Source organism: Enterococcus sp. ARL09-542, from assembly GCF_005234805.1.
In the GTDB taxonomy this organism is placed as follows: Bacteria; Bacillota; Bacilli; order Lactobacillales; family Enterococcaceae; genus Enterococcus_D; species Enterococcus_D gallinarum.
Genome location: NZ_QPQX01000002.1, coordinates 143,053 through 160,909 on the forward strand (window position 1 = coordinate 143,053; position 17,857 = coordinate 160,909).

Here is a 17,857-nt window from a genome sequence, read left to right on the forward strand (position 1 = left end):
ATGAAACTACTTAAAGCTAACCACCTAAGAGGCACACTGACAGTCCCTTCAGATAAATCTATTTCTCACCGCAGCATCATGTTTGGTGCATTAGCAGAAGGGACGACGACGGTTCGTAATTTTTTAAGAGGGGAAGATTGTCTTAGTACCCTTCACGCTTTTCAAGAATTGGGAGTCCCCATTCAAGATGACGGCGAGACGATCACGATCACTGGTCAAGGGTTTGGCGGTTTGAAAGCTGCTGACCGTTCGATTGATGTAGGAAATTCAGGCACAACGATTCGTTTAATGATGGGTATTTTAGCCGGGCAACCTTTCACGACTACTTTACTGGGGGATGATTCGTTGAATCAGCGACCAATGAATCGAGTGATGTTGCCATTGAATCAAATGGGTGCGAGACTTAACGGCAGCAATGAAAGTGAGTTTCCACCGATTACTATTCAAGGTACACGCGATTTAAGCCCAATCGATTATTCAATGCCTGTTGCTAGTGCACAGGTCAAATCAGCGTTACTTTTTGCCGCATTGCAAGCACAGGGTACCTCCCGAATCGTCGAGAAAGAACCGAGCCGCAACCATACGGAAGAAATGATTCGTCAATTTGGCGGCGAGATCACGGTTAAAGGAAAGGAGATTCAAATTACAGGTCCTCAATCCTTTGTTGGACAAGAAGTGATTGTACCAGGTGATATTTCTTCAGCTGCTTTTTTCTTAACCGCAGGAGCTGTTTTACCCAATAGTGAAATCACGCTAGAAAATGTTGGGATTAATCCGACGCGAACAGGAATTTTAGATGTGCTGGAACAAATGGGTGCTCAGATTTCACTGACAGCGATCGATCAGAACAATCAATCAGCTACGATTACTATTCGTTCTTCTGCATTAAAAGGAATAGAGATCCAAGGCGCGATCATTCCTCGACTCATTGATGAATTACCAATCATCGCTTTGTTAGCTACACAAGCTGTCGGCCAAACGGTGATTCGTGATGCTGAAGAATTGAAAGTCAAAGAGACGAACCGAATCGATGCGACCGCAGAAGAATTAACGAAACTGGGAGCAGATATCACGCCAACGGAAGATGGATTGATTATTAATGGTCCGACGCCCCTTCATGGTGGTAACGTGTCCAGTCGCGGCGATCATCGAATTGGTATGATGCTGCAAGTAGCTGCTTTATTGACGCAAGAAGATGTGGAATTAGAACAGGCGGAAGCAGTAGCGGTCTCCTACCCCCACTTCTTTGAGGATCTCCGCCAATTAACTGGAGGTGATGTTGAATGAAAGGAATCGTTTTGATCGGTTTTATGGGTGCTGGTAAAACAACTATTGGCCGCTTATTAGCAGAACGATTACAGTTGGCACATGTTGATTTTGACGATCTGATCGTTGAATCGATCGGCATGACGATCCAAGACTATTTTGATCGTTACGGGGAAGCCGCTTTTCGAGAAAAAGAAACGGAGATTTTGACTCATTCATTAACACTTGATCAAGTGATCTCTACTGGTGGCGGCATCATCCTAAAAGAAGAAAATCGGCAACTATTGCAGCAATTTCCGAAAGTCGTCTATTTAAAAACGGAGCCAGAAGAATTGCTCGATCGGTTGAAAAAGGATACGGTCAATATTCGTCCGCTTGTCGTTTCGAAATCGCCGGCAGAAATCATTGATATTTATCGTCCAAGAATGCCACTATACGAAGAAAGTGCGACAGTAGTGATCGATACCACCCGCAAATCTCCAGCAGAGATCGTGACTGAAATCATTCAAAAAGCAGGTGAATAAATGAAGATTGGTTATCTAGGCCCAAAAAACTCCTTCACTTATCGAGCCGCCTGTGAATCTTTTTTAAATGAAGAAATGGTTCCTTTTGGATCGATCCCATTATGTATTCAAGCATTAGTAGCAGGGGACATCCAACGAGCGGTAGTCCCCAATGAAAATTCATTAGAGGGTTCGGTTCATGCAACAATCGATACACTTTTCCGACAAAAGGAACTGATCATTGAACAAGAAGTGATTTTGCCTATCAACCATCAGCTACTGACCATTCAGTCAGGACAGCCGATTTCCAAAATCATTTCTCATCCACAGGCTTTGGCCCAATGTGCGGAGTTTTTGCAACATAACTTCCCAGATGTTCCTATTGAAGCGGTGGCATCGACGACTGCTGCTGCCGTCTTTGTCGCAGAGCATCCAGCGGAGCCGGTAGCAGCCATTGCTTCCAAAGAAGCAGCCCATGCTTATGGTCTATTCATTCAGGAAAAAAATATCCAGGATACGACTAGCAACCAAACTCGTTTTTGGATCTTGCAAAAAGACACAAACGAATCGAGCGTTTTCCATGATAAGGCAACGAAAGCCACGATCTATGTGACCTTGCCTACCAATCGACCAGGTAGTCTGCATCAGATTTTGGCCGCTTTTGGCTGGCGCGGCATTGACTTGAGCAAAATCGAATCCCGACCATTAAAAACGAGTCTAGGGGAATATTTTTTTGTGATAGATTTAGTGCTAAATCAGCCTTGGGCCTTGGTTGAGAATGCCTTAGAAGAAATCAGGATGTTAAATTGTAATGTCCATCTTCTAGGTTCGTATGCTGTGAAGAAAATAGGTGAAGGAAATGAAAGAGAGGAAAATCAGTCCTTGCGAGGATGCTGATTTATTAGCTAAACTTTATCAAAGTGTTCAAGAGGTCCATCATCAATTGATACCTAACGTTTTCAAATCCTTTGACTACGAGGCATTCCGCGACTTGTTACAGGATTTGCTTGCCGCAGAAACGCATCATTTTTTTGTAGCCTGGCAAAAACAACCTTGCGGATTTATTCATCTAAAAGAGATTGAGTTATCGGATACACCGCAAATGGTCTCTCAACGTCGACTTGAGATCGAAGCGTTATCGGTTGAAAATGCGTACCAAAAGCAAGGGGTCGGTGAAGCCTTATTAACCCATGCCGCAGATTTTGCTCGAGAAAAGCAGTTTGCAACCCTCACTTTGAATTTCTGGGCCAAAAACCAAGTGGCTGATTTTTACCAACGAAATGGTTTTCAAGTTGAACGTTACAGAGCAAGCAAGATTTTATGAGCCGCTTTTCATCTTTCTATCAAAAAGTTGCTAGGAAAATCTTAAAATTTAAAAAAATAGCTTTCTTTCTTTTTTTCGTAAGGTATTCTTATAAGAAAGAAAAGCTTTTTTTATTTGGAGGAAACTGTCCTATGAGTCGAATGGACCGCAACAAAAACTTGCATGAACAATTAGCGAAAGAAGAGCAACGAGCTGCTCATAAAGAAACGATCTTTGCTCGTCGAGAAACAAAATCTGTGAGAAGACCTCAAAAGGAAGAAGAGTATTCAGCAGAAAACGATTTTGCACAACAAAGGGAGAACGACCAAACAAGTCAGAAGCGGTCTTCTGGCAATCATTCGTCAAAAAAAACAACCCTTCAGCGGCCGAATCTGTTAACTGGCAAAAAAAACAAGTCAAAATCCTTTGGTAAACAAAAGGATTTCGGCAACAATGGTCAGTCTGTTAACAAGAAGCCAGCGAAACAAGAGCAGAAAGTAAAATCAAAAGAAGCTAAACGTAAGAAACGGCCAATTTTGCGTTTCATCCTGTATGTGCTAGTGTTTGTACTTGCTTACTCGATCGTGGCTTTTGTGGCAGGGCAGCAGGTGGCCAAAAGCGATGCACAAGTCTCAGAGACGGAAACGTTTGATGGTGTAGCATCTGCGAACGGAGCAAAAAATATTTTGCTTTTAGGAAGCGACAGCCGTAAAGGCGAAACTGGTCGTGCAGACACGATCATGGTGCTGCAATTGGATGGCCCTTCAAAGAAACCAAAGCTGCTTTCTTTCATGCGGGATACGCTAGTCACGATTCCGGGATATGGAGAAAACAAGATCAATGCAGCTTATGCATTTGGCGGGGCAGAGTTAGTTCGGCAAACGTTAGCTGAAAATTTCGGAATCCAAACGAATTATTATGTCAAAGTAGACTTTCAATCTTTCGAAAAAGTGATTGACACTCTTTTTCCTAGTGGTGTACCGATCAACGCTGAGAAAGATATGAGTAAAAACCTTGAAGTCCCTATCAAGAAAGGGCAACAGAATATGAACGGTTTAGAATTATTGCAATATGCGCGGTTCCGTATGGATGAAGAAGGCGACTTTGGGCGTGTGCGTCGACAACAACAAGTGATGGATGCTGTGTTTAATGCCATGAAGAATCCTTTATCCATCGTTAAATTGCCATACGCAGCAGGGAAAGTCCTAGGGTATGCTTCTACTAATCTGCCAGTTAGCTTCTTGCTGAGAAACACATTTTCGATTGCCAAAGGCGTAGGGGGCATTGATCGCTTAACTGTTCCTGTCGATGATTCATGGCAGTATGGCTCAACCTATGAAGCAGGAAGTGTGCTGGTCATCAACTTTGATACCAATAAACAAGCCATCGAAAGTTTCTTAAATCAGTAAGTTTAACTGAAAACTTTTTGAAAAGAGTTTTGAAAGCTTACTGGTTTATGCTATATTATTAATGACGTTTGAAATATGTTGAAACGAGGAAAAGAAATGAAATTAGCCGTTGTTACTGACAGTACAGCTTACTTGCCTGAACGCATCCAGGATCACGCTGACTTGTTCGTTATCCCAATACCTGTTATTTTAGATGGAAAAAGCTATAACGAAGGGATCGACATTCAGCCAGATGAATATTACTCTTTGCTGAAAAACAGTAAAGAATTTCCTAAAACTTCTCAACCTGTCCTTGGTGAAGTGATTGCATTATACGAAACCCTTGCCCAGAAAGGTTATGATACGATCTTAAGTATTCACCTTTCTAGCGGCATTTCTGGCTTTATCAATACGTTATATGGTATCAAAGATGATATCAAAGGCGCGCGGGTTATTCCCTATGATTCTAAAATCACCAGCATGCCAATGGGACATATGGTAGAAGCTGCGTTGGATCTGAACCAACAAGGCAAAACCATTGAAGAGATCGTGACCCACATCGATCGCATCCGCGATAATACGTATGCTTATTTGATCGTAGATGACTTAAACAATCTCGTGCGAGGCGGACGTTTAACAAATGGTGCTGCATTGATCGGCGGATTATTGAAGATCAAACCGATCTTGACTTTTGACGAAGGAAAAATCGTGCTTTATGAGAAGATTCGTTCCAGTAAAAAAGCTTTTAATCGCGCAGAAGACATTATTGGTCAAAGAGAATCAGAAATCGCTTACCCAGTGAAATTCTATGTGATCCATGCCAATAACTTGTCTGTGGCTTTAGAGGAAAAAGCAAAGCTGCAAAAGAAATACCCTGATGCCGAAATCGAAGTGGGTCATTTTGGTCCTGTGATTGGTTCTCATTTGGGTGAAAAAGCGATTGGGATTGCCATCGCAGCGCAATAATAAAAGTGAGTTATTTATTCCTATGCAATTATTTGATTTTTATAAAAATACCTATGTTACTTAGAAGCTTGTCAAGGGATTCCTTTTGCTAGTTTCTGGTCACATGGGTATTTTTTTGCTTTAAAAGCATCTTGCTTGTTTATCCGATTCACACTGACTATACTTAATCCAATTACTACTTTAGTAAATTACTAAACAGGAGGATGGAAAATGAAAATACCAGAAAACTTAAAACACAAACCCGTCATCAAAGTTGAAGACTATGATACAGTAGATGGACGCTATGCGCTTCATACGGATGCGAAAGGCTTATCGTTGGGTCTGGCACAATGGAATGATCGAGGAAAGGTAGATATCTCAGGGAAAGTATGGCGGCACACGGGGGAAAAGTGGTCTCGTCAATCAGAAGAACTCCCATTATCACGGATTCTTGACTTAGCGATCCTTGTCGCGCAATCTAGCCTCTATTTTCAAGATGCCTATCGTCATGAAAAGTTTTATGATCCAGAAAACCCACTCATCGATATTATTGGACTGCAAGGAAATCGGATGACAGTAGAAGTTGATACAGACAATCCTAAAATTGATGAGGATATTCTATTGTTCTATGATGCCTTGCAAAAAGATGGTGAATTGATCGGTGAACGTTTTCGAATTTTAAGTCGGTTGTTAAACGAATTGGGCTATTAAGAAAGGAGGAATCTACATGGGGATCAATCGTACCCCTTTTACTTTGACAGAAGGTCGACAGTTCAGCAAGTTAGAACAGCAAATGATTTGGAAAAAACCAGCGAGTCATCAGACAAGTCAAGAAGAACTGCGGATCGCTCAAGAAATCAAGCTAAACTGGCAAGATCCAGAGATGAAGATTTTCAATGTTTTATTGGAAGGAGATGCTGGCTCTGGAAAAACGCAATTAGCCAAAGCTCTCTCCTATGATCTTCAATTGCCTTATACCAAAATCACCTGTTTTGCTGATATGGATAAATCAGATGTTTTTGGTGCATTGTTGCCGATCGTAGCAACAGATCAAGAAGAAGACAGTGAATTGTTAGAAGCGATCTATTTGAGTAATAGCTTAGATCAGGTCATTCAAGTGATTGCGGATCACTATTCGCTCACCAGTGAGGGTGCCCGAGAAAAATTAGCAGACTTGATTCGACGACTTGAAGAAATAGATACGACCGATGTCGTTCATTATAAATTTTATCCTTCGGAAATCGTTCGTGCGATGGAAAAAGGGTATCTATTAGAAATCCAAGAACCAACAGTCATCCGGGATGCCTCGGTACTCGTCGCTCTCAACTCTGCATTGGAGCAAAATGGGATGCTGAATCTGCCAACTGGCGTTGTCAGGCGCCATCCGGATTGTGTCGTCATTATCACAACAAATCGGAACTATCAGGGCAATCGTCCATTGAATGAATCTCTTAGAGATCGGATGCAACATGCGGAAAAAATGGACCTTCCTGAACTATCTGTGATGGTCGCACGGGGACTTGCTAAAACCGGCTTTCAAGATCAAGCGATCGCTAGCAAAATGGCAGAGATTATTCGACTTCTCGATACTTCTGCACGAGCAAATGCCATCAAGGGTGTGGCTGGTATGCGATCTTATTTTTATTGGCTGAATACGGTTAAAAATGGGCAATCACCTTTAAATACGTTAGCGGTCAAAGTCTTATACAAGTTAACGACAGATCCAGACGAATTGCGTCTGCTGCAAGAAGCCCTCGATCAATCAGAATTGCTCTTAGAGCTAAGACGTTTGTATCAAGGACAGAAAATGAGTCATCGACAACCAATACATGGACGCATCGTATCTGCTGAAGAGGCGGATGCGCGAAATATTGAAGAAGCATCCTTGCAGATGGGGACAGCAGCTAGTACTGAAAAAACAGCAGAGACACTGGAGACACCTGAGGTGCTAGATACACAGGAAACAAACCAAGATAATCAGGAAGCGGTGCCTCAAGACACTATAGATGGAGACTCTTTAGAGAGCCAACATTCGTCTGATGAGGGACACACAAAGGAAGGAAGTGAACAATCTGCTCAAGAACCTTCCAGTCAGCATCTTTCGATCGAAGAATTCAGGCAATTGGATAAAGAAGTAAGAAAACAAGCAAATCAAGAAGCGCGGCAAGCGCTAAAACAATCTATCCATGCGAAAGAAGGATTGATTGTGCATCGGCCAAAACTCCAAGAAAATGCTTCTCAGAAAGCCCAACAACTTCTAGCACCGTTGTTGCCTGTGGTTGAAACAATAACAAAACAGTTGCTTGAATTATTAGAAAATGAAGCAGCTTCTTCTTATGGCAAAGGAAAATATAGCGGGACACGCTTTGATGCAAGTCGTGTTGCTTATGGCGACTTTCGAACATTTGATAAGAAAAATCCTCCTCATGAACAGCCTTCATTAGCGATCGCTTTACGAATCGATGAATCAGGGTCCATGGTACGGGAGGGACGGATCACCGCTGCACAACAAGCTGCACTCGCAGTGAGTGTGTTTGCACAGCGCCTAGATCTCCCGCTGATGATTTATGGCGACACAGCCGATTTGTCTGTACGAGAGAAGACTTCTCTCTATTCTTATAAGGAATTTGCTGAACCTTTTGATTATGTGCCGGCAAAGCTGATGTCTCTTCAACCCCGACAAAACAATCGTGATGGGGCAGTGCTGCGGGTACTAGCTGAAAAACTTTCCCAACAATCTGCTACGACAAAATTACTATTGACGATTAGTGATGGTCAGCCAAAGGCAATGCCAGATTATACGGGCAATAAGGCGAAAGCGGATATTCAAGCAGTCATCAAAGAGTATGAACGCCAGGAAATCATCTTTTTGTCCGCTGCCATCGGACAAGACAAAGACGTCATCAAAGAAATCTATGGCGCGGAAAGATATATCGATATCAGCAATCTTAAAGAATTTCCCAAACAATTATTAACACTGATCAGCCGTTATTTCTAAATTACGATTCATTCGGCTGCTTTTTAAATAACATCCGTCTTGCATAGAAGTGGGAGGCGGATGTTATTTGTTTCTTATAAAAAGAATATGTAAGCTAAATTAAACGAACGTTTTCAATTTCTGCTTCGTATGCTAAACTGATCACAAAGGAGGAACAACAATGACTTTGAATTGGCGTTATATCTATCCTTTCTCTAATGCAGGAGCTTATTTCATTCGAAGAAGAACATTTGAAGAAGAACATTGCGGATGAGTTATGGACTATTTACATTTGTGAGTTCGCTCTTATTTTTTTGTGAAAAGTGGACATTCTTTTTTTTCGTTGGTATGCTCTTGAACGGCGTTTAAAACAGACTTCACAAGACAGTTCTTTTCAAAGTTGGCTCTTTTTACTCCTTATTTTCCTAGGGGTGGTCGGTATTCTATGGATCGGCATGGCAGTTATCTTTTTCCTATATAGTCGTTCATGTGACAAACAATTCCTTTTTTCCGAAGGGGAAAAATCCGTGACGATCCGATTTTTAGTAGGACAATCGCTTCATTTGATGGCTATCGAGGAGACTCTTTTTTCCTTGAACGGGATTGGTTTGGCTTTTTAGATTGGCGATTCATTAGGCGGGATTGTTTTTGAACGAGCCTTTCATGATTTTAGCCAGTTTTTATCAGTTGCCTGCTGGATTACTGAATAGCGGTTCTTCAGTGATATCTTGGGCATGGCATTTACTAATTGGTCTGCTAGGGGTCCTAGGCTGTTGGCTTGGCTACAGGAGCCGGTTGTCTGAAATCGTCAATCGCCATGAAGTAAGTTGATGTGAAAGGATAATGTTCTATCGATGAGAAAAAAATGAACGAGTCTCGTTTGCACTTGCTTGCTACGATGATGACGGCTACCAACGTAAATCGTTTCACTTAGAAAACCTTGCAAGCGGGATCTCTAGTTAATAATCTTTGTTTTTAAAGAGAAGGGGTGTTTTTTTGTTTTTAGAGATCAATGCTATTTCCAAAAGCTTTGACAAGAAACAAATTTTTGATCAGGTAAGTTATCAATTTGAAACCGGAAAAATCTATGGTATTTTAGGGCGCAATGGGGCAGGGAAAACGACGTTATTCCAATGTATCGCTCGGAATATGACCGTTGATAGCGGGAGTATTTATTTAGTTGAAGACGGCAATCAACGAACCTATGAAAATACAGATGTCGGATTTACATTCACGCAACCGCATCTGCCAGGTTTTATGACGGCGATTGAGTTTTTGCGCTTTTTTATGGATGTCAATCGGGAGCGCATCAAACAGTCGCTTTCTCCAGAAGAATTTTTAATGTCTGTAGGAATTTCTTCAGAAGAGCAGCATCGTTTAATGAAAGATTATTCCCATGGCATGAAAAACAAAGTACAAATGCTTCTTTCTTTGATGGTGCAGCCACCAATCATGTTGTTTGATGAACCATTGACCTCTTTCGATGTTGTAGCTGCCCATGAAATCAAACAAATGATCCGATCAGCAAAAGAGGATTCGATCATACTGTTTTCCACTCATATTTTACAGCTTGCACAAGATTTATGTGATGAAGTGGTCCTACTAAATAATCATCAATTGACCGGGATTGATCCTTCTCACATTCATGAACCAGATTTTGAGAAAGAAATCGTTACTTTGCTGACGGAGGGGGAGCCCGATGCTGCAATGGATTAAACTTTATTGGCTTTATGAAGAGACGATTTTTTCAACGAAAGCGAATGGATTTCTCTATTTTTTGACCAAAATTCCTTTGATTGGAAAACATCTTCCCCGTGATCTTTATGGGCAATACGGTCTCAAAAAAATGCTTTTTACTGTATTATTTAGCTTGCGCTTGATCTTGCCATTTTTCACAAAAATTATTTGGCTGCTTTTTTATTATGCAATTGCCTTGGTTGCTTTTCATGGTTGGGAGAATTTATTTGGCTCTTTTGATCAGTTTGAAGAACAAATAATGATTGCTGGTTTTTATACTTGGCTAGTGGTCGTTGCACTAGCCAGCAATTTTTTTTCTTTGTTCTCATTTACATTAGATCAAAAAGCGATTGAATTCACGGATTACTTCATGGTGTCAAAACGACAGTATTTGCGAATGAATCTTTTCTTTAAGACGATCCAATCCATTATTTATTATCTACCAGCATTTTTGTTGTACAGCTTTTTTGCTGGCAATAGTTGGCTGACCCTCGTTGGTATCTTTGGTGCTGGCTTTGCTTGTGTGGCAGCTGCCAGTCTAATTCGCTGGGGATTCCAAAAGCAATGGGGCAGTGGCTGGCGCATCGGTTGGCGACTAGCCATATCTATGCTGATTTTAGCGTCGCTCTACGGCTTATTGCTTCAACAGATTATTCCAACTATGACATTCGGGTTGGGACTTTTGGCGTTCTTTCTGATTGCCGGCACTGGCTGTTTTTACTACCTAAAACACTTTACACAAGAAAATGATTTTTTCCTTTATTCTGTTGAAAAAAGCTATCAGCAATTTAGTGTGCTAGAAACCATCAGTTCAGATTCAAGTCAATATCTCAATGAAGGGATTGAAATGCAGAAAAAACTTTCTTTGGATCAGGAGAAGCCACTCACTCATTTGCAAGGATCAGAATACCTCAACGGATTGCTCTTTCAAAGATACCGTAAACTGTTGCGCAAAAAATTGCTGAACCGTGTCGGTATTGTGTCTATTCTATTTCTAGGATTGATTTTATTATCCTTTTTGAAGATTGTTCCATATCCTAATGAAGAGGATCTGACAGCACTACTGCCAGCTCTATTTTTAGTTATGTATTTTGGTTCATTGGGAAAAGCAATCGTCCAAATGGTTTTTGTTAACTGTGACATCTCCATGCTTTACTATCCTTTTTATCGGGAGAAAGAAACGATCCTCAGTGGGTTTAATTACCGTTTTATCAAATCAATGTTTTACAACGGAGTCTTTGCGGGAAGTATTTTTGTCGGCTTCTTATTATGGGACTTGCTAAATGGATTGCAAGCTAGCTGGTATTTCATTGGGGTCTTATTTTTATTATTGACGAGTTTGACAGCATTGTTCTCATTTCATGAATTATTTATCTATTACTTGCTACAACCTTTTACTGGAGATATGAGAGTGGTCAATCCGGTCTACAAATTTGTCAGTGGAGTATTGTATTGGATCAGCTATATCAACCTGCGCCTGCATGTTTCTGGATTTGCTTACTCGATCGTTGTCTCAATGGTCTTATTACTCTATGTTTTTGTCGGATATGTACTAATCATTCGCTTCGCGCCGAAGACCTTTAAAATCAAAGAATAGGAGAGAATCAGGACTGCATTATAAAACCTATTCACAAATGCGAACATATGTTTTATAATGAGAGAAAGTTGTGAATAGGAGGGTCTAGTCAGATGAAAACTACGTTGACTCTTGAAATGGAAGAAGCCCTTTATTATTACTGTCGCGAAAACAGTGATATTGTCATCGAAGAGGTAATCATGCCGGACGATCAAGGAATCGTTGATACTCTAAGTTGTCGCTTAACACCAGAAAATTTGTTTGAATGGCGCTGTTATGAATTAAAAGTCAGCCTAGCGGATTTTCGTTCAAAAGCGAAGCTGTCATTTATTGGGCATTATAATTATTTTGTTTTGCCGCATGCATTATATGTAAAGGTCAAGGAAGAGATTCCTGCTGCCATCGGTGTATTGGTTTACCATGCATTTGCTGATCAAGAAAAGGGGAGCCCTGGTTATTTTAGCGTCGAGAAAAAACCGCAGCGGCAATCTTTACTCGTCAACGAAAACGCATTGTTGTATCGTTTGATCTCTGCACAAGCACGAGAAGTGGGGAAGGCCAAGCAAACAGCACGAGGTTTGCGCGTTTTCTCGACGGAACGATTGTACAAAGAACTAAAGAAAAGGGAACCAGAATACGATTTATTTGGCGGCGGGGTCAATTACTACGACCGTTTTATTGAAGATACGCAGCTACAAGCTATTGAAGCGCTAAAAGAAGAACTGGTTGCAACGCGAGAAGCTTATTTCGAATTGGAACAGCGTTTTTTGACACAAGAAAAGGAGTAGCACTATGTATTATCCATATTTTCGCGGCAAACAATTTGACTTGTTGGCATTAAAAAGTCTATTAGAAATGGAACAGCTGTCTTTAGAAGTTCAACCCGTCATTGAGCCTATCCGGCAATCCAAGACTTTTTGGGATACAGTTGAGCTGTTTCAGAAAAAAGCGCATCCTTTTTTTGTTATCGTCAATCCACAGGCGGGGGACTTTCTGACGGAAGAAGGAAGTCGTTTATTACAAACACTGCCTAACGCTAAAGCCTATATCATCGATCAGCCAATTGAAACCATTGACTGTCAGCCGGACCTTTGGGTTGTTCATGGATCTGCTCCAGCGTTGGCCAGTGACTGGAGTAAAAATCAGACACCGATCTTAGTTGGACAAGAATTCCGTTTATTGAAAAAAATCCAGGGACCAAAGATTCTCATGCATGATTTTTTTACTAGACTGCCTAGAAACAGCTTCTATCAGGAAGTACCAGAAGAAGTGTTACCAACCGTTTATCAGCACTACGAGCAGCAAGGATTTTCCGGCTATAGTGATTTTTCTATCGACAGCAAAATCTATTATGCACATAGTTATCCCTCTAAAACAATTGTTTTACACTGGCTATTTATTGATCAGCAGCAGAAGTTGCGAATCACTCATTTTGTTTCGGACGAATCATTAGAAACTCAAAAAGAAAAGTTTCTACAGCTCATGTCACAAGTTTTGCAACATGAAGAAATCTATCCAACTCAAACATCAGGCTTAGAGTTATTACTTGAAGCATACAAAAAGGATAAGTTTCCAGGTATGGGTGTTTTGCGGAAAGCTGCTGTCATGAACCACTTGGAATTAATCAGCCGTTATCATTTTACATGATTGTTAGTTATGTCATCAGTCATATAAAGAAAAGTTTCTCTCAGGAGCTGAAATCTAACTGCAGCTACAATCATAGATTTTGGTTGCAGTTCAATCATCACTGAAATCACCAATCAGTCATGCATCAAAAATCCTAATAAGCAGCTGAAGCACGCTAAAATTTGTTTTAGGAAGCCAACTGTACAATACTGGCATTCAATACATAAAAATCATCAATCTGCGCGGCAAAGACTCATTTTTTACTCAAAATGGTTCACTTTAAGAAAAATCGCTGTTTTTAAGGAAAAATACAGCTCAATCAGAGGGAGGAGAAGTAAATTCACCAGATTTTTTCAGAACTTTAAAAATTATTTATTTTAGTTTACATAATATATATTATACAAAGTTATATTTGGAAAAAGACGGTTCAAAATGTTTTTGATTTTTGCATTTTGACCCTCTCTCGCTGTCTTTTTTCCCTTATGAATGTTGAAATCAACAACGATTCGCCAATTTTCCTGTCATTGGTGTTTATTTGGCTGCTAGTTGATGTATTGTCTTGGTGTATGTCACTGATCACTAGTTTAATACATCGATTTCATTTGATTGGGTCTCGTCATTAAGATCTTTCGTTTGTTACTAAGTGACTCATTTGTTTGATTTCATAAAATTGTTGCTATTGCTGTATATGTTTCGTTTATAAGTTTATCAGGTATCAGATTAAGCTGAGTTAATTTCCTTAAAATCAATTCTTGAGTTTACTTCAAAAAATAGCGATCGATTGTTATAAAATGCATTTCTGTGGTTGTGTCTGGCGGCTGCGACGATCATTTCTGTTTGAGTTTTCTTAATTCATCTGGGTGAAAGCCAAACCACGGGTTCAAACCAGTTGAGGCATTAGGGATTAAAACTGGTACGGACTGGAATCCGTATAGTTTCACTTCTTCGCGAAATTCTTCTTTTTCTTCAATGTTCTTTTCGATATATGGGATTCGATGAGCGTCTAAAAATAATTTTGTCTTTTTGCATTGAATACAATTAGTTTTGCAATAAAGCGTTATCATATAATATTATTTCTCCATCCTTTTTATTTTTATTGGTTTTTATGTTATTTTTATTGTAAATTTAATTCTTGTTTAATTCAATAATCTTTACTCATCAACATATAAATAAATTGGTTTACTACTGACCTGATGTGAGTTGAGGGAAAAAGATTTTGCTGATAAAAGTCATTAAAAAAGTGTATCTATCCATCCCTGTCCTGTTTGAGTTTAAGATCGCCCTCACTCCTATCTATTTTTGCGGCAAAATTTAAAGAACTGTTCGCTTTACAAATGCGAACGAATGTTTGTATTATAGTGGTGAGAGGTGATTCTTATGGGCATGCTCCAACCCTACGAAGATCGAAAAAAATTAAAATGGCAGGGATTCTTTCTATCGGAACATACAACAGAAGTCGGACAGGATGAGCGCCAGCGTCACTTTGTGTGGCCTGCAAAGCCAGCCATGACTAGCGAAGAGATCAATGAAGTGTTGACTTTAGCTAGGATCAAAAGTCGAGCAGTAGCGATCCAATGTGAAGAAGTCAATGAAGACGGTCTCTACCCTCCTGACGTGGTCGGCATGATCCAAAGCTACGATTCTTTAGGCATTTATATTGATGGACGTAAAGTACATTACGATGAGATCCGGCATATTTCCTTTTTCGAAGAGACGAAATGGTTCGCACTGGATGAATGAATCGTAGGCGATGAGCCACGACAAGCGTACTATCGGAAAGTTTTTTACGGAATGTGCAAATCTATTTTTTTAAAGGAGGTTTCCCCTATGCAAACGATTAAAGGAACAGTGACAAAGATTCGATTGCTGACGTTTACTTCTTCTCCCCTCGTCCGTTTTACAGTAGGAACGACGAATTGTTTGATCAATCGCCATAGCTTATCTTTTTTAGCAGATGTCACGGAAGGCATGTCTTTGGTGGCTGTTGGCGAGTGGAATGCGCGCAAGCAATTTATTGTCCGTAAATATGCTGTTCGGGGGAAAACGAAAATTATGATGGACATCGAACAATTGTCTCAACAACGAGGAAAGGCGGTTCTTTCATGAGAGCGCGGGATTTGCTGACAGCATTAACGACAACGACACAACAAGAGTATCAGGGAATTTACTTAAGCCGTAAGGAAACCTTGGTCCCTTTCACGACGATTGCACAAGATGCTTCTGGGAACTTGATTTTATTTTTTGAACCTAATCGTCCCCCACTATCCATCAAAGAACTTTATACGAGTTTAATGTTGCACAAAAACTTACCTTTGCTCTATTGGGACGGTGAAGAACGACAAAAGGTCTATGGGTTTCGTGAAGAAGATCGACAGATCATTCTCTGATCTTTTTTCTGTGAGATACCAACCAATCATTCTTCTTTTCATTCATGGTATACTATAGATCAAGAAAACATTTTCAACGGAGGTAAAAAATGGAAAATCCGCGCATATACACCATGTCTTTTGCAAGTGTCTATCCCCTCTATGTACAGAAGGCGGAGCGCAAAAATCGTACCCAAGATGAAGTGGATCAGATTATTTTTTGGTTAACTGGTTATTCGAAAGAAGGTCTGTCCCGACAATTAGCAGAAGAAGTTTCAATGGAACGTTTCTTCGCAGAGGCGCCTGACTTGAATCCGAAAAGAAAAATGATCAAAGGAGTTATCTGTGGCGTTCGTGTAGAAGAGATCAAGGAACCTTTAATGCAAGAAATTCGATACTTGGATAAATTGATTGATGAATTAGCCAGAGGAAAAACAATTGAAAAAATTTTGCGAGGATAGTTTTTAAGTGGTCCTATTCTATAATTATTGCGTTTCATTGGTCCATTACGTATAAATGAGACTACCTTGGCAGGGGCAAATCGTTTGCTTCGATCCGTTGGGCATTCCTGTCCGACGGATTTTTTTATTTAACTTCAGTCTAAAAAAAGCGCTGTGGCTCTTTTGCAGGAATCCCATTTTGGTACCTCCCTTTCTTAATGTGATTAGGAAAACGAGTCAAAATGTATACAGCATTCAGGTCACAGCGCTTTTAGTATTGCTATCTTTCTCTTTTTTTACGTGCTTGCAGGTGTTCTTTGTGTCTCAAATAGACCAATTCTTTCTCCATTTTACGGTAACGGTTAAATAGATCTTGCGAGAGTTCTCCAGAAGCTAACGCTTCTTTGACTGCACAATTTGGCTCTGATTCATGACGACAATTTTTGAAGCGGCATTTTTCTGCTAAAAGTTCAATCATCTGGTAATGCCGATCTAATGAAGAAGCAGCAACCGTCTCCAAACTGATTTCTCTCATGCCAGGAGTATCGATGACCATTGCCCCATTTGGCAAGCGGAACAGCTGTCTACTCGTGGTAGTGTGACGACCACGCCCATCTTCTTCACGAATGGCTTTGGTTGTCTGCCGTTCGTCTCCTAGTAATTGATTGAGTAAAGAAGATTTACCAACCCCTGAAGAACCAATAAAGGCTACCATGCTTTCTGGCGTCAAAAATGGTTCGAATTGCGTCCGCTCATCTTTGTAGATGGTGGTAGCTAAAACCGGCAAAGCGAATGTCAGCTTCAGCTGGTTGATGATTGCTTCTGTTTCTGTTGTGTCCATCTGATCGATTTTTGTTAATACAATGACTGGATTGGCTCCACTGTTCCAAACAATCGTAACGAACCGCTCCAAGCGAGCGAGATTAAACTCTTCATTGGCGTTTGTTGTAAGAAAGACAGTCGTCACATTAGCAGCGATTCCTTGTTCGTCTGGTCGATTTCCAGCTACTTTCCGCTGTAAAAAACTTTTTCGCGGCAAGACGGTATCAATCAAAAATTGATTTTGATCATAACAATGCCCCATTACCCGATCGCCTACGATCGGATAGTCTTTCAATGCTGTTGCTTGCTGGCGAAACTTTCCGGAGACACGGGCATAACGTTCTTCTCCTGAAGACAAGACTACTTTTGCCAGATCTTTCGCTTGAAAGATAACAATTCCTTGATTTTCCATGAATTTCCTCCATTTATGTTTGGAGGTGCCACTCTATAAAGGGAAACCTCCATGATCTTGACGTCCATTATAAGTATTCATATGACATTTCCCCTTTCGTGAGTAAATTCATCGATTGATGTATCCCTAGTATAGCATTTCTTGCGATTGTCAGACCAGCTTTTCTTTTATAGCTCAATAATGATTAGCCGCAAGAAATGCTATGGAGCGTTGAATATCCCCTGTCAATGGCTTCAAAACCACTAAAACGAAAAAGCTGAAACTCACGCGATAGACAGTCCTCTTTAAACTCTCTTCATCCTCTACGATTTTTTCAAGATAGCTCCTCGCTCATTAAGCAATAAGCCTCCCCTTGTATCACTGTTCTACTATTATCGTTGTTCCTTCCTATCTTCTTCTGAGATCCCCATTCTTGCCCTATCTTCCCTATGTTCATTAACTTTTGACCATTCTCCTTTACCCATTAGTGAATAATCTTAGTTCTTTTGTGAATAAT

At 40.4% G+C, this 17,857-nt stretch carries 19 protein-coding genes; 17 read left to right on the forward strand and 2 right to left on the reverse strand.

All coding sequences use genetic code 11. The features are described 5' to 3' along the window. The 13 genes from aroA (at position 1) to DVW06_RS03200 (ending at position 13,342) form a co-directional block, all read left to right on the forward strand. A complete protein-coding gene (gene aroA / locus DVW06_RS03140; protein ID WP_005473144.1) occupies positions 1 to 1,287 on the forward strand; it encodes a 3-phosphoshikimate 1-carboxyvinyltransferase in 1,287 nt (428 codons plus the stop codon). Beyond that, positions 1,284 to 1,790 (forward strand): shikimate kinase, encoded by a 507-nt coding sequence (locus DVW06_RS03145; protein ID WP_003126585.1) that lies wholly within the window; start codon positions 1,284 to 1,286, stop codon positions 1,788 to 1,790. Before aroA ends, DVW06_RS03145 begins: the two co-directional genes overlap by 4 nt. Beyond that, positions 1,791 to 2,666 (forward strand): prephenate dehydratase, encoded by an 876-nt coding sequence (pheA, locus tag DVW06_RS03150; protein WP_003126584.1) that lies wholly within the window; start codon positions 1,791 to 1,793, stop codon positions 2,664 to 2,666. Then, positions 2,629 to 3,093 carry a GNAT family N-acetyltransferase gene (locus tag DVW06_RS03155; RefSeq protein ID WP_021149691.1) on the forward strand — a complete coding sequence of 155 codons (465 nt, stop codon included), beginning with the start codon at positions 2,629 to 2,631 and terminating at the stop codon, positions 3,091 to 3,093. Before pheA ends, DVW06_RS03155 begins: the two co-directional genes overlap by 38 nt. A gap of 131 nt (positions 3,094 to 3,224) precedes the next feature. Continuing rightward, positions 3,225 to 4,481, forward strand: a complete 1,257-nt coding sequence (locus tag DVW06_RS03160; RefSeq protein WP_123866999.1) for an LCP family protein — start codon at positions 3,225 to 3,227, stop codon at positions 4,479 to 4,481. Positions 4,482 to 4,577: 96 nt separating this feature from the next. Then, entirely contained in the window at positions 4,578 to 5,426 is an 849-nt protein-coding gene (locus tag DVW06_RS03165; RefSeq protein WP_005473140.1) for a DegV family protein, read from the forward strand. A gap of 210 nt (positions 5,427 to 5,636) precedes the next feature. Next, positions 5,637 to 6,116 carry a DUF6530 family protein gene (locus tag DVW06_RS03170; RefSeq protein ID WP_003126580.1) on the forward strand — a complete coding sequence of 160 codons (480 nt, stop codon included), beginning with the start codon at positions 5,637 to 5,639 and terminating at the stop codon, positions 6,114 to 6,116. A gap of 16 nt (positions 6,117 to 6,132) precedes the next feature. Next, positions 6,133 to 8,403 carry an AAA family ATPase gene (locus DVW06_RS03175; protein ID WP_137264400.1) on the forward strand — a complete coding sequence of 757 codons (2,271 nt, stop codon included), beginning with the start codon at positions 6,133 to 6,135 and terminating at the stop codon, positions 8,401 to 8,403. 627 nt (positions 8,404 to 9,030) lie between these two features. After that, on the forward strand, positions 9,031 to 9,213 hold the full coding sequence (locus DVW06_RS03180; protein WP_003126577.1) for a hypothetical protein: 183 nt from the start codon (positions 9,031 to 9,033) through the stop codon (positions 9,211 to 9,213). A gap of 165 nt (positions 9,214 to 9,378) precedes the next feature. After that, positions 9,379 to 10,098: an ABC transporter ATP-binding protein gene (locus tag DVW06_RS03185; RefSeq protein WP_003126576.1), complete on the forward strand. Its 720-nt coding sequence runs from the start codon at positions 9,379 to 9,381 to the stop codon at positions 10,096 to 10,098. Beyond that, complete coding sequence (locus DVW06_RS03190) at positions 10,082 to 11,716, forward strand: hypothetical protein (RefSeq protein ID WP_123867001.1); 1,635 nt, start codon at positions 10,082 to 10,084, stop codon at positions 11,714 to 11,716. The genes DVW06_RS03185 and DVW06_RS03190 overlap by 17 nt, the downstream gene beginning before the upstream one ends. Positions 11,717 to 11,808: 92 nt before the next feature. After that, positions 11,809 to 12,483, forward strand: coding sequence for a hypothetical protein (locus DVW06_RS03195; protein ID WP_003126573.1), 675 nt, complete (start codon positions 11,809 to 11,811; stop codon positions 12,481 to 12,483). A gap of 4 nt (positions 12,484 to 12,487) precedes the next feature. Further along, positions 12,488 to 13,342 carry a sce7725 family protein gene (locus DVW06_RS03200; protein ID WP_005473135.1) on the forward strand — a complete coding sequence of 285 codons (855 nt, stop codon included), beginning with the start codon at positions 12,488 to 12,490 and terminating at the stop codon, positions 13,340 to 13,342. An 806-nt stretch (positions 13,343 to 14,148) separates the two neighbouring features. On the opposite strand, the gene DVW06_RS03205 is transcribed toward DVW06_RS03200, so the two are convergent. Further along, entirely contained in the window at positions 14,149 to 14,385 is a 237-nt protein-coding gene (locus DVW06_RS03205) for a glutaredoxin domain-containing protein (RefSeq protein ID WP_003126571.1), read from the reverse strand. A 313-nt stretch (positions 14,386 to 14,698) separates the two neighbouring features. On the opposite strand from DVW06_RS03205, the gene DVW06_RS03210 reads away from it, so the two are divergent. From DVW06_RS03210 to DVW06_RS03225, 4 genes are all read left to right on the forward strand, one after another. Then, positions 14,699 to 15,061, forward strand: a complete 363-nt coding sequence (locus tag DVW06_RS03210) for a hypothetical protein (RefSeq protein WP_029486803.1) — start codon at positions 14,699 to 14,701, stop codon at positions 15,059 to 15,061. An 87-nt stretch (positions 15,062 to 15,148) separates the two neighbouring features. Then, on the forward strand, positions 15,149 to 15,427 hold the full coding sequence (locus tag DVW06_RS03215; RefSeq protein ID WP_005473132.1) for a hypothetical protein: 279 nt from the start codon (positions 15,149 to 15,151) through the stop codon (positions 15,425 to 15,427). Further along, a complete protein-coding gene (locus tag DVW06_RS03220) occupies positions 15,424 to 15,708 on the forward strand; it encodes a hypothetical protein (protein WP_005473131.1) in 285 nt (94 codons plus the stop codon). Before DVW06_RS03215 ends, DVW06_RS03220 begins: the two co-directional genes overlap by 4 nt. A gap of 89 nt (positions 15,709 to 15,797) precedes the next feature. Further along, positions 15,798 to 16,148: a DUF2200 domain-containing protein gene (locus DVW06_RS03225; protein ID WP_137264401.1), complete on the forward strand. Its 351-nt coding sequence runs from the start codon at positions 15,798 to 15,800 to the stop codon at positions 16,146 to 16,148. Between the two features lie 259 nt (positions 16,149 to 16,407). Here DVW06_RS03225 and rsgA read toward each other — a convergent pair whose 3' ends face one another. Continuing rightward, positions 16,408 to 17,361: a ribosome small subunit-dependent GTPase A gene (rsgA, locus tag DVW06_RS03230; protein WP_005473130.1), complete on the reverse strand. Its 954-nt coding sequence runs from the start codon at positions 17,359 to 17,361 to the stop codon at positions 16,408 to 16,410. Between the last annotated feature and the right edge of the window lie 496 nt (positions 17,362 to 17,857).

What these genes read in the sequence shown, in the direction of transcription:
- aroA (WP_005473144.1), top strand. Translation starts at nt 1, where the DNA reads ATGAAACTACTTAAAGCTAACCACCTAAGAGGCACACTGACAGTCCCT.
- DVW06_RS03145 (WP_003126585.1), top strand. Translation starts at nt 1,284, where the DNA reads ATGAAAGGAATCGTTTTGATCGGTTTTATGGGTGCTGGTAAAACAACT.
- pheA (WP_003126584.1), top strand. Translation starts at nt 1,791, where the DNA reads ATGAAGATTGGTTATCTAGGCCCAAAAAACTCCTTCACTTATCGAGCC.
- DVW06_RS03155 (WP_021149691.1), top strand. Translation starts at nt 2,629, where the DNA reads ATGAAAGAGAGGAAAATCAGTCCTTGCGAGGATGCTGATTTATTAGCT.
- DVW06_RS03160 (WP_123866999.1), top strand. Translation starts at nt 3,225, where the DNA reads ATGAGTCGAATGGACCGCAACAAAAACTTGCATGAACAATTAGCGAAA.
- DVW06_RS03165 (WP_005473140.1), top strand. Translation starts at nt 4,578, where the DNA reads ATGAAATTAGCCGTTGTTACTGACAGTACAGCTTACTTGCCTGAACGC.
- DVW06_RS03170 (WP_003126580.1), top strand. Translation starts at nt 5,637, where the DNA reads ATGAAAATACCAGAAAACTTAAAACACAAACCCGTCATCAAAGTTGAA.
- DVW06_RS03175 (WP_137264400.1), top strand. Translation starts at nt 6,133, where the DNA reads ATGGGGATCAATCGTACCCCTTTTACTTTGACAGAAGGTCGACAGTTC.
- DVW06_RS03190 (WP_123867001.1), top strand. Translation starts at nt 10,082, where the DNA reads ATGCTGCAATGGATTAAACTTTATTGGCTTTATGAAGAGACGATTTTT.
- DVW06_RS03195 (WP_003126573.1), top strand. Translation starts at nt 11,809, where the DNA reads ATGAAAACTACGTTGACTCTTGAAATGGAAGAAGCCCTTTATTATTAC.
- DVW06_RS03200 (WP_005473135.1), top strand. Translation starts at nt 12,488, where the DNA reads ATGTATTATCCATATTTTCGCGGCAAACAATTTGACTTGTTGGCATTA.
- DVW06_RS03205 (WP_003126571.1), bottom strand. Translation starts at nt 14,385, where the DNA reads ATGATAACGCTTTATTGCAAAACTAATTGTATTCAATGCAAAAAGACA.
- DVW06_RS03210 (WP_029486803.1), top strand. Translation starts at nt 14,699, where the DNA reads ATGGGCATGCTCCAACCCTACGAAGATCGAAAAAAATTAAAATGGCAG.
- DVW06_RS03215 (WP_005473132.1), top strand. Translation starts at nt 15,149, where the DNA reads ATGCAAACGATTAAAGGAACAGTGACAAAGATTCGATTGCTGACGTTT.
- DVW06_RS03220 (WP_005473131.1), top strand. Translation starts at nt 15,424, where the DNA reads ATGAGAGCGCGGGATTTGCTGACAGCATTAACGACAACGACACAACAA.
- DVW06_RS03225 (WP_137264401.1), top strand. Translation starts at nt 15,798, where the DNA reads ATGGAAAATCCGCGCATATACACCATGTCTTTTGCAAGTGTCTATCCC.
- rsgA (WP_005473130.1), bottom strand. Translation starts at nt 17,361, where the DNA reads ATGGAAAATCAAGGAATTGTTATCTTTCAAGCGAAAGATCTGGCAAAA.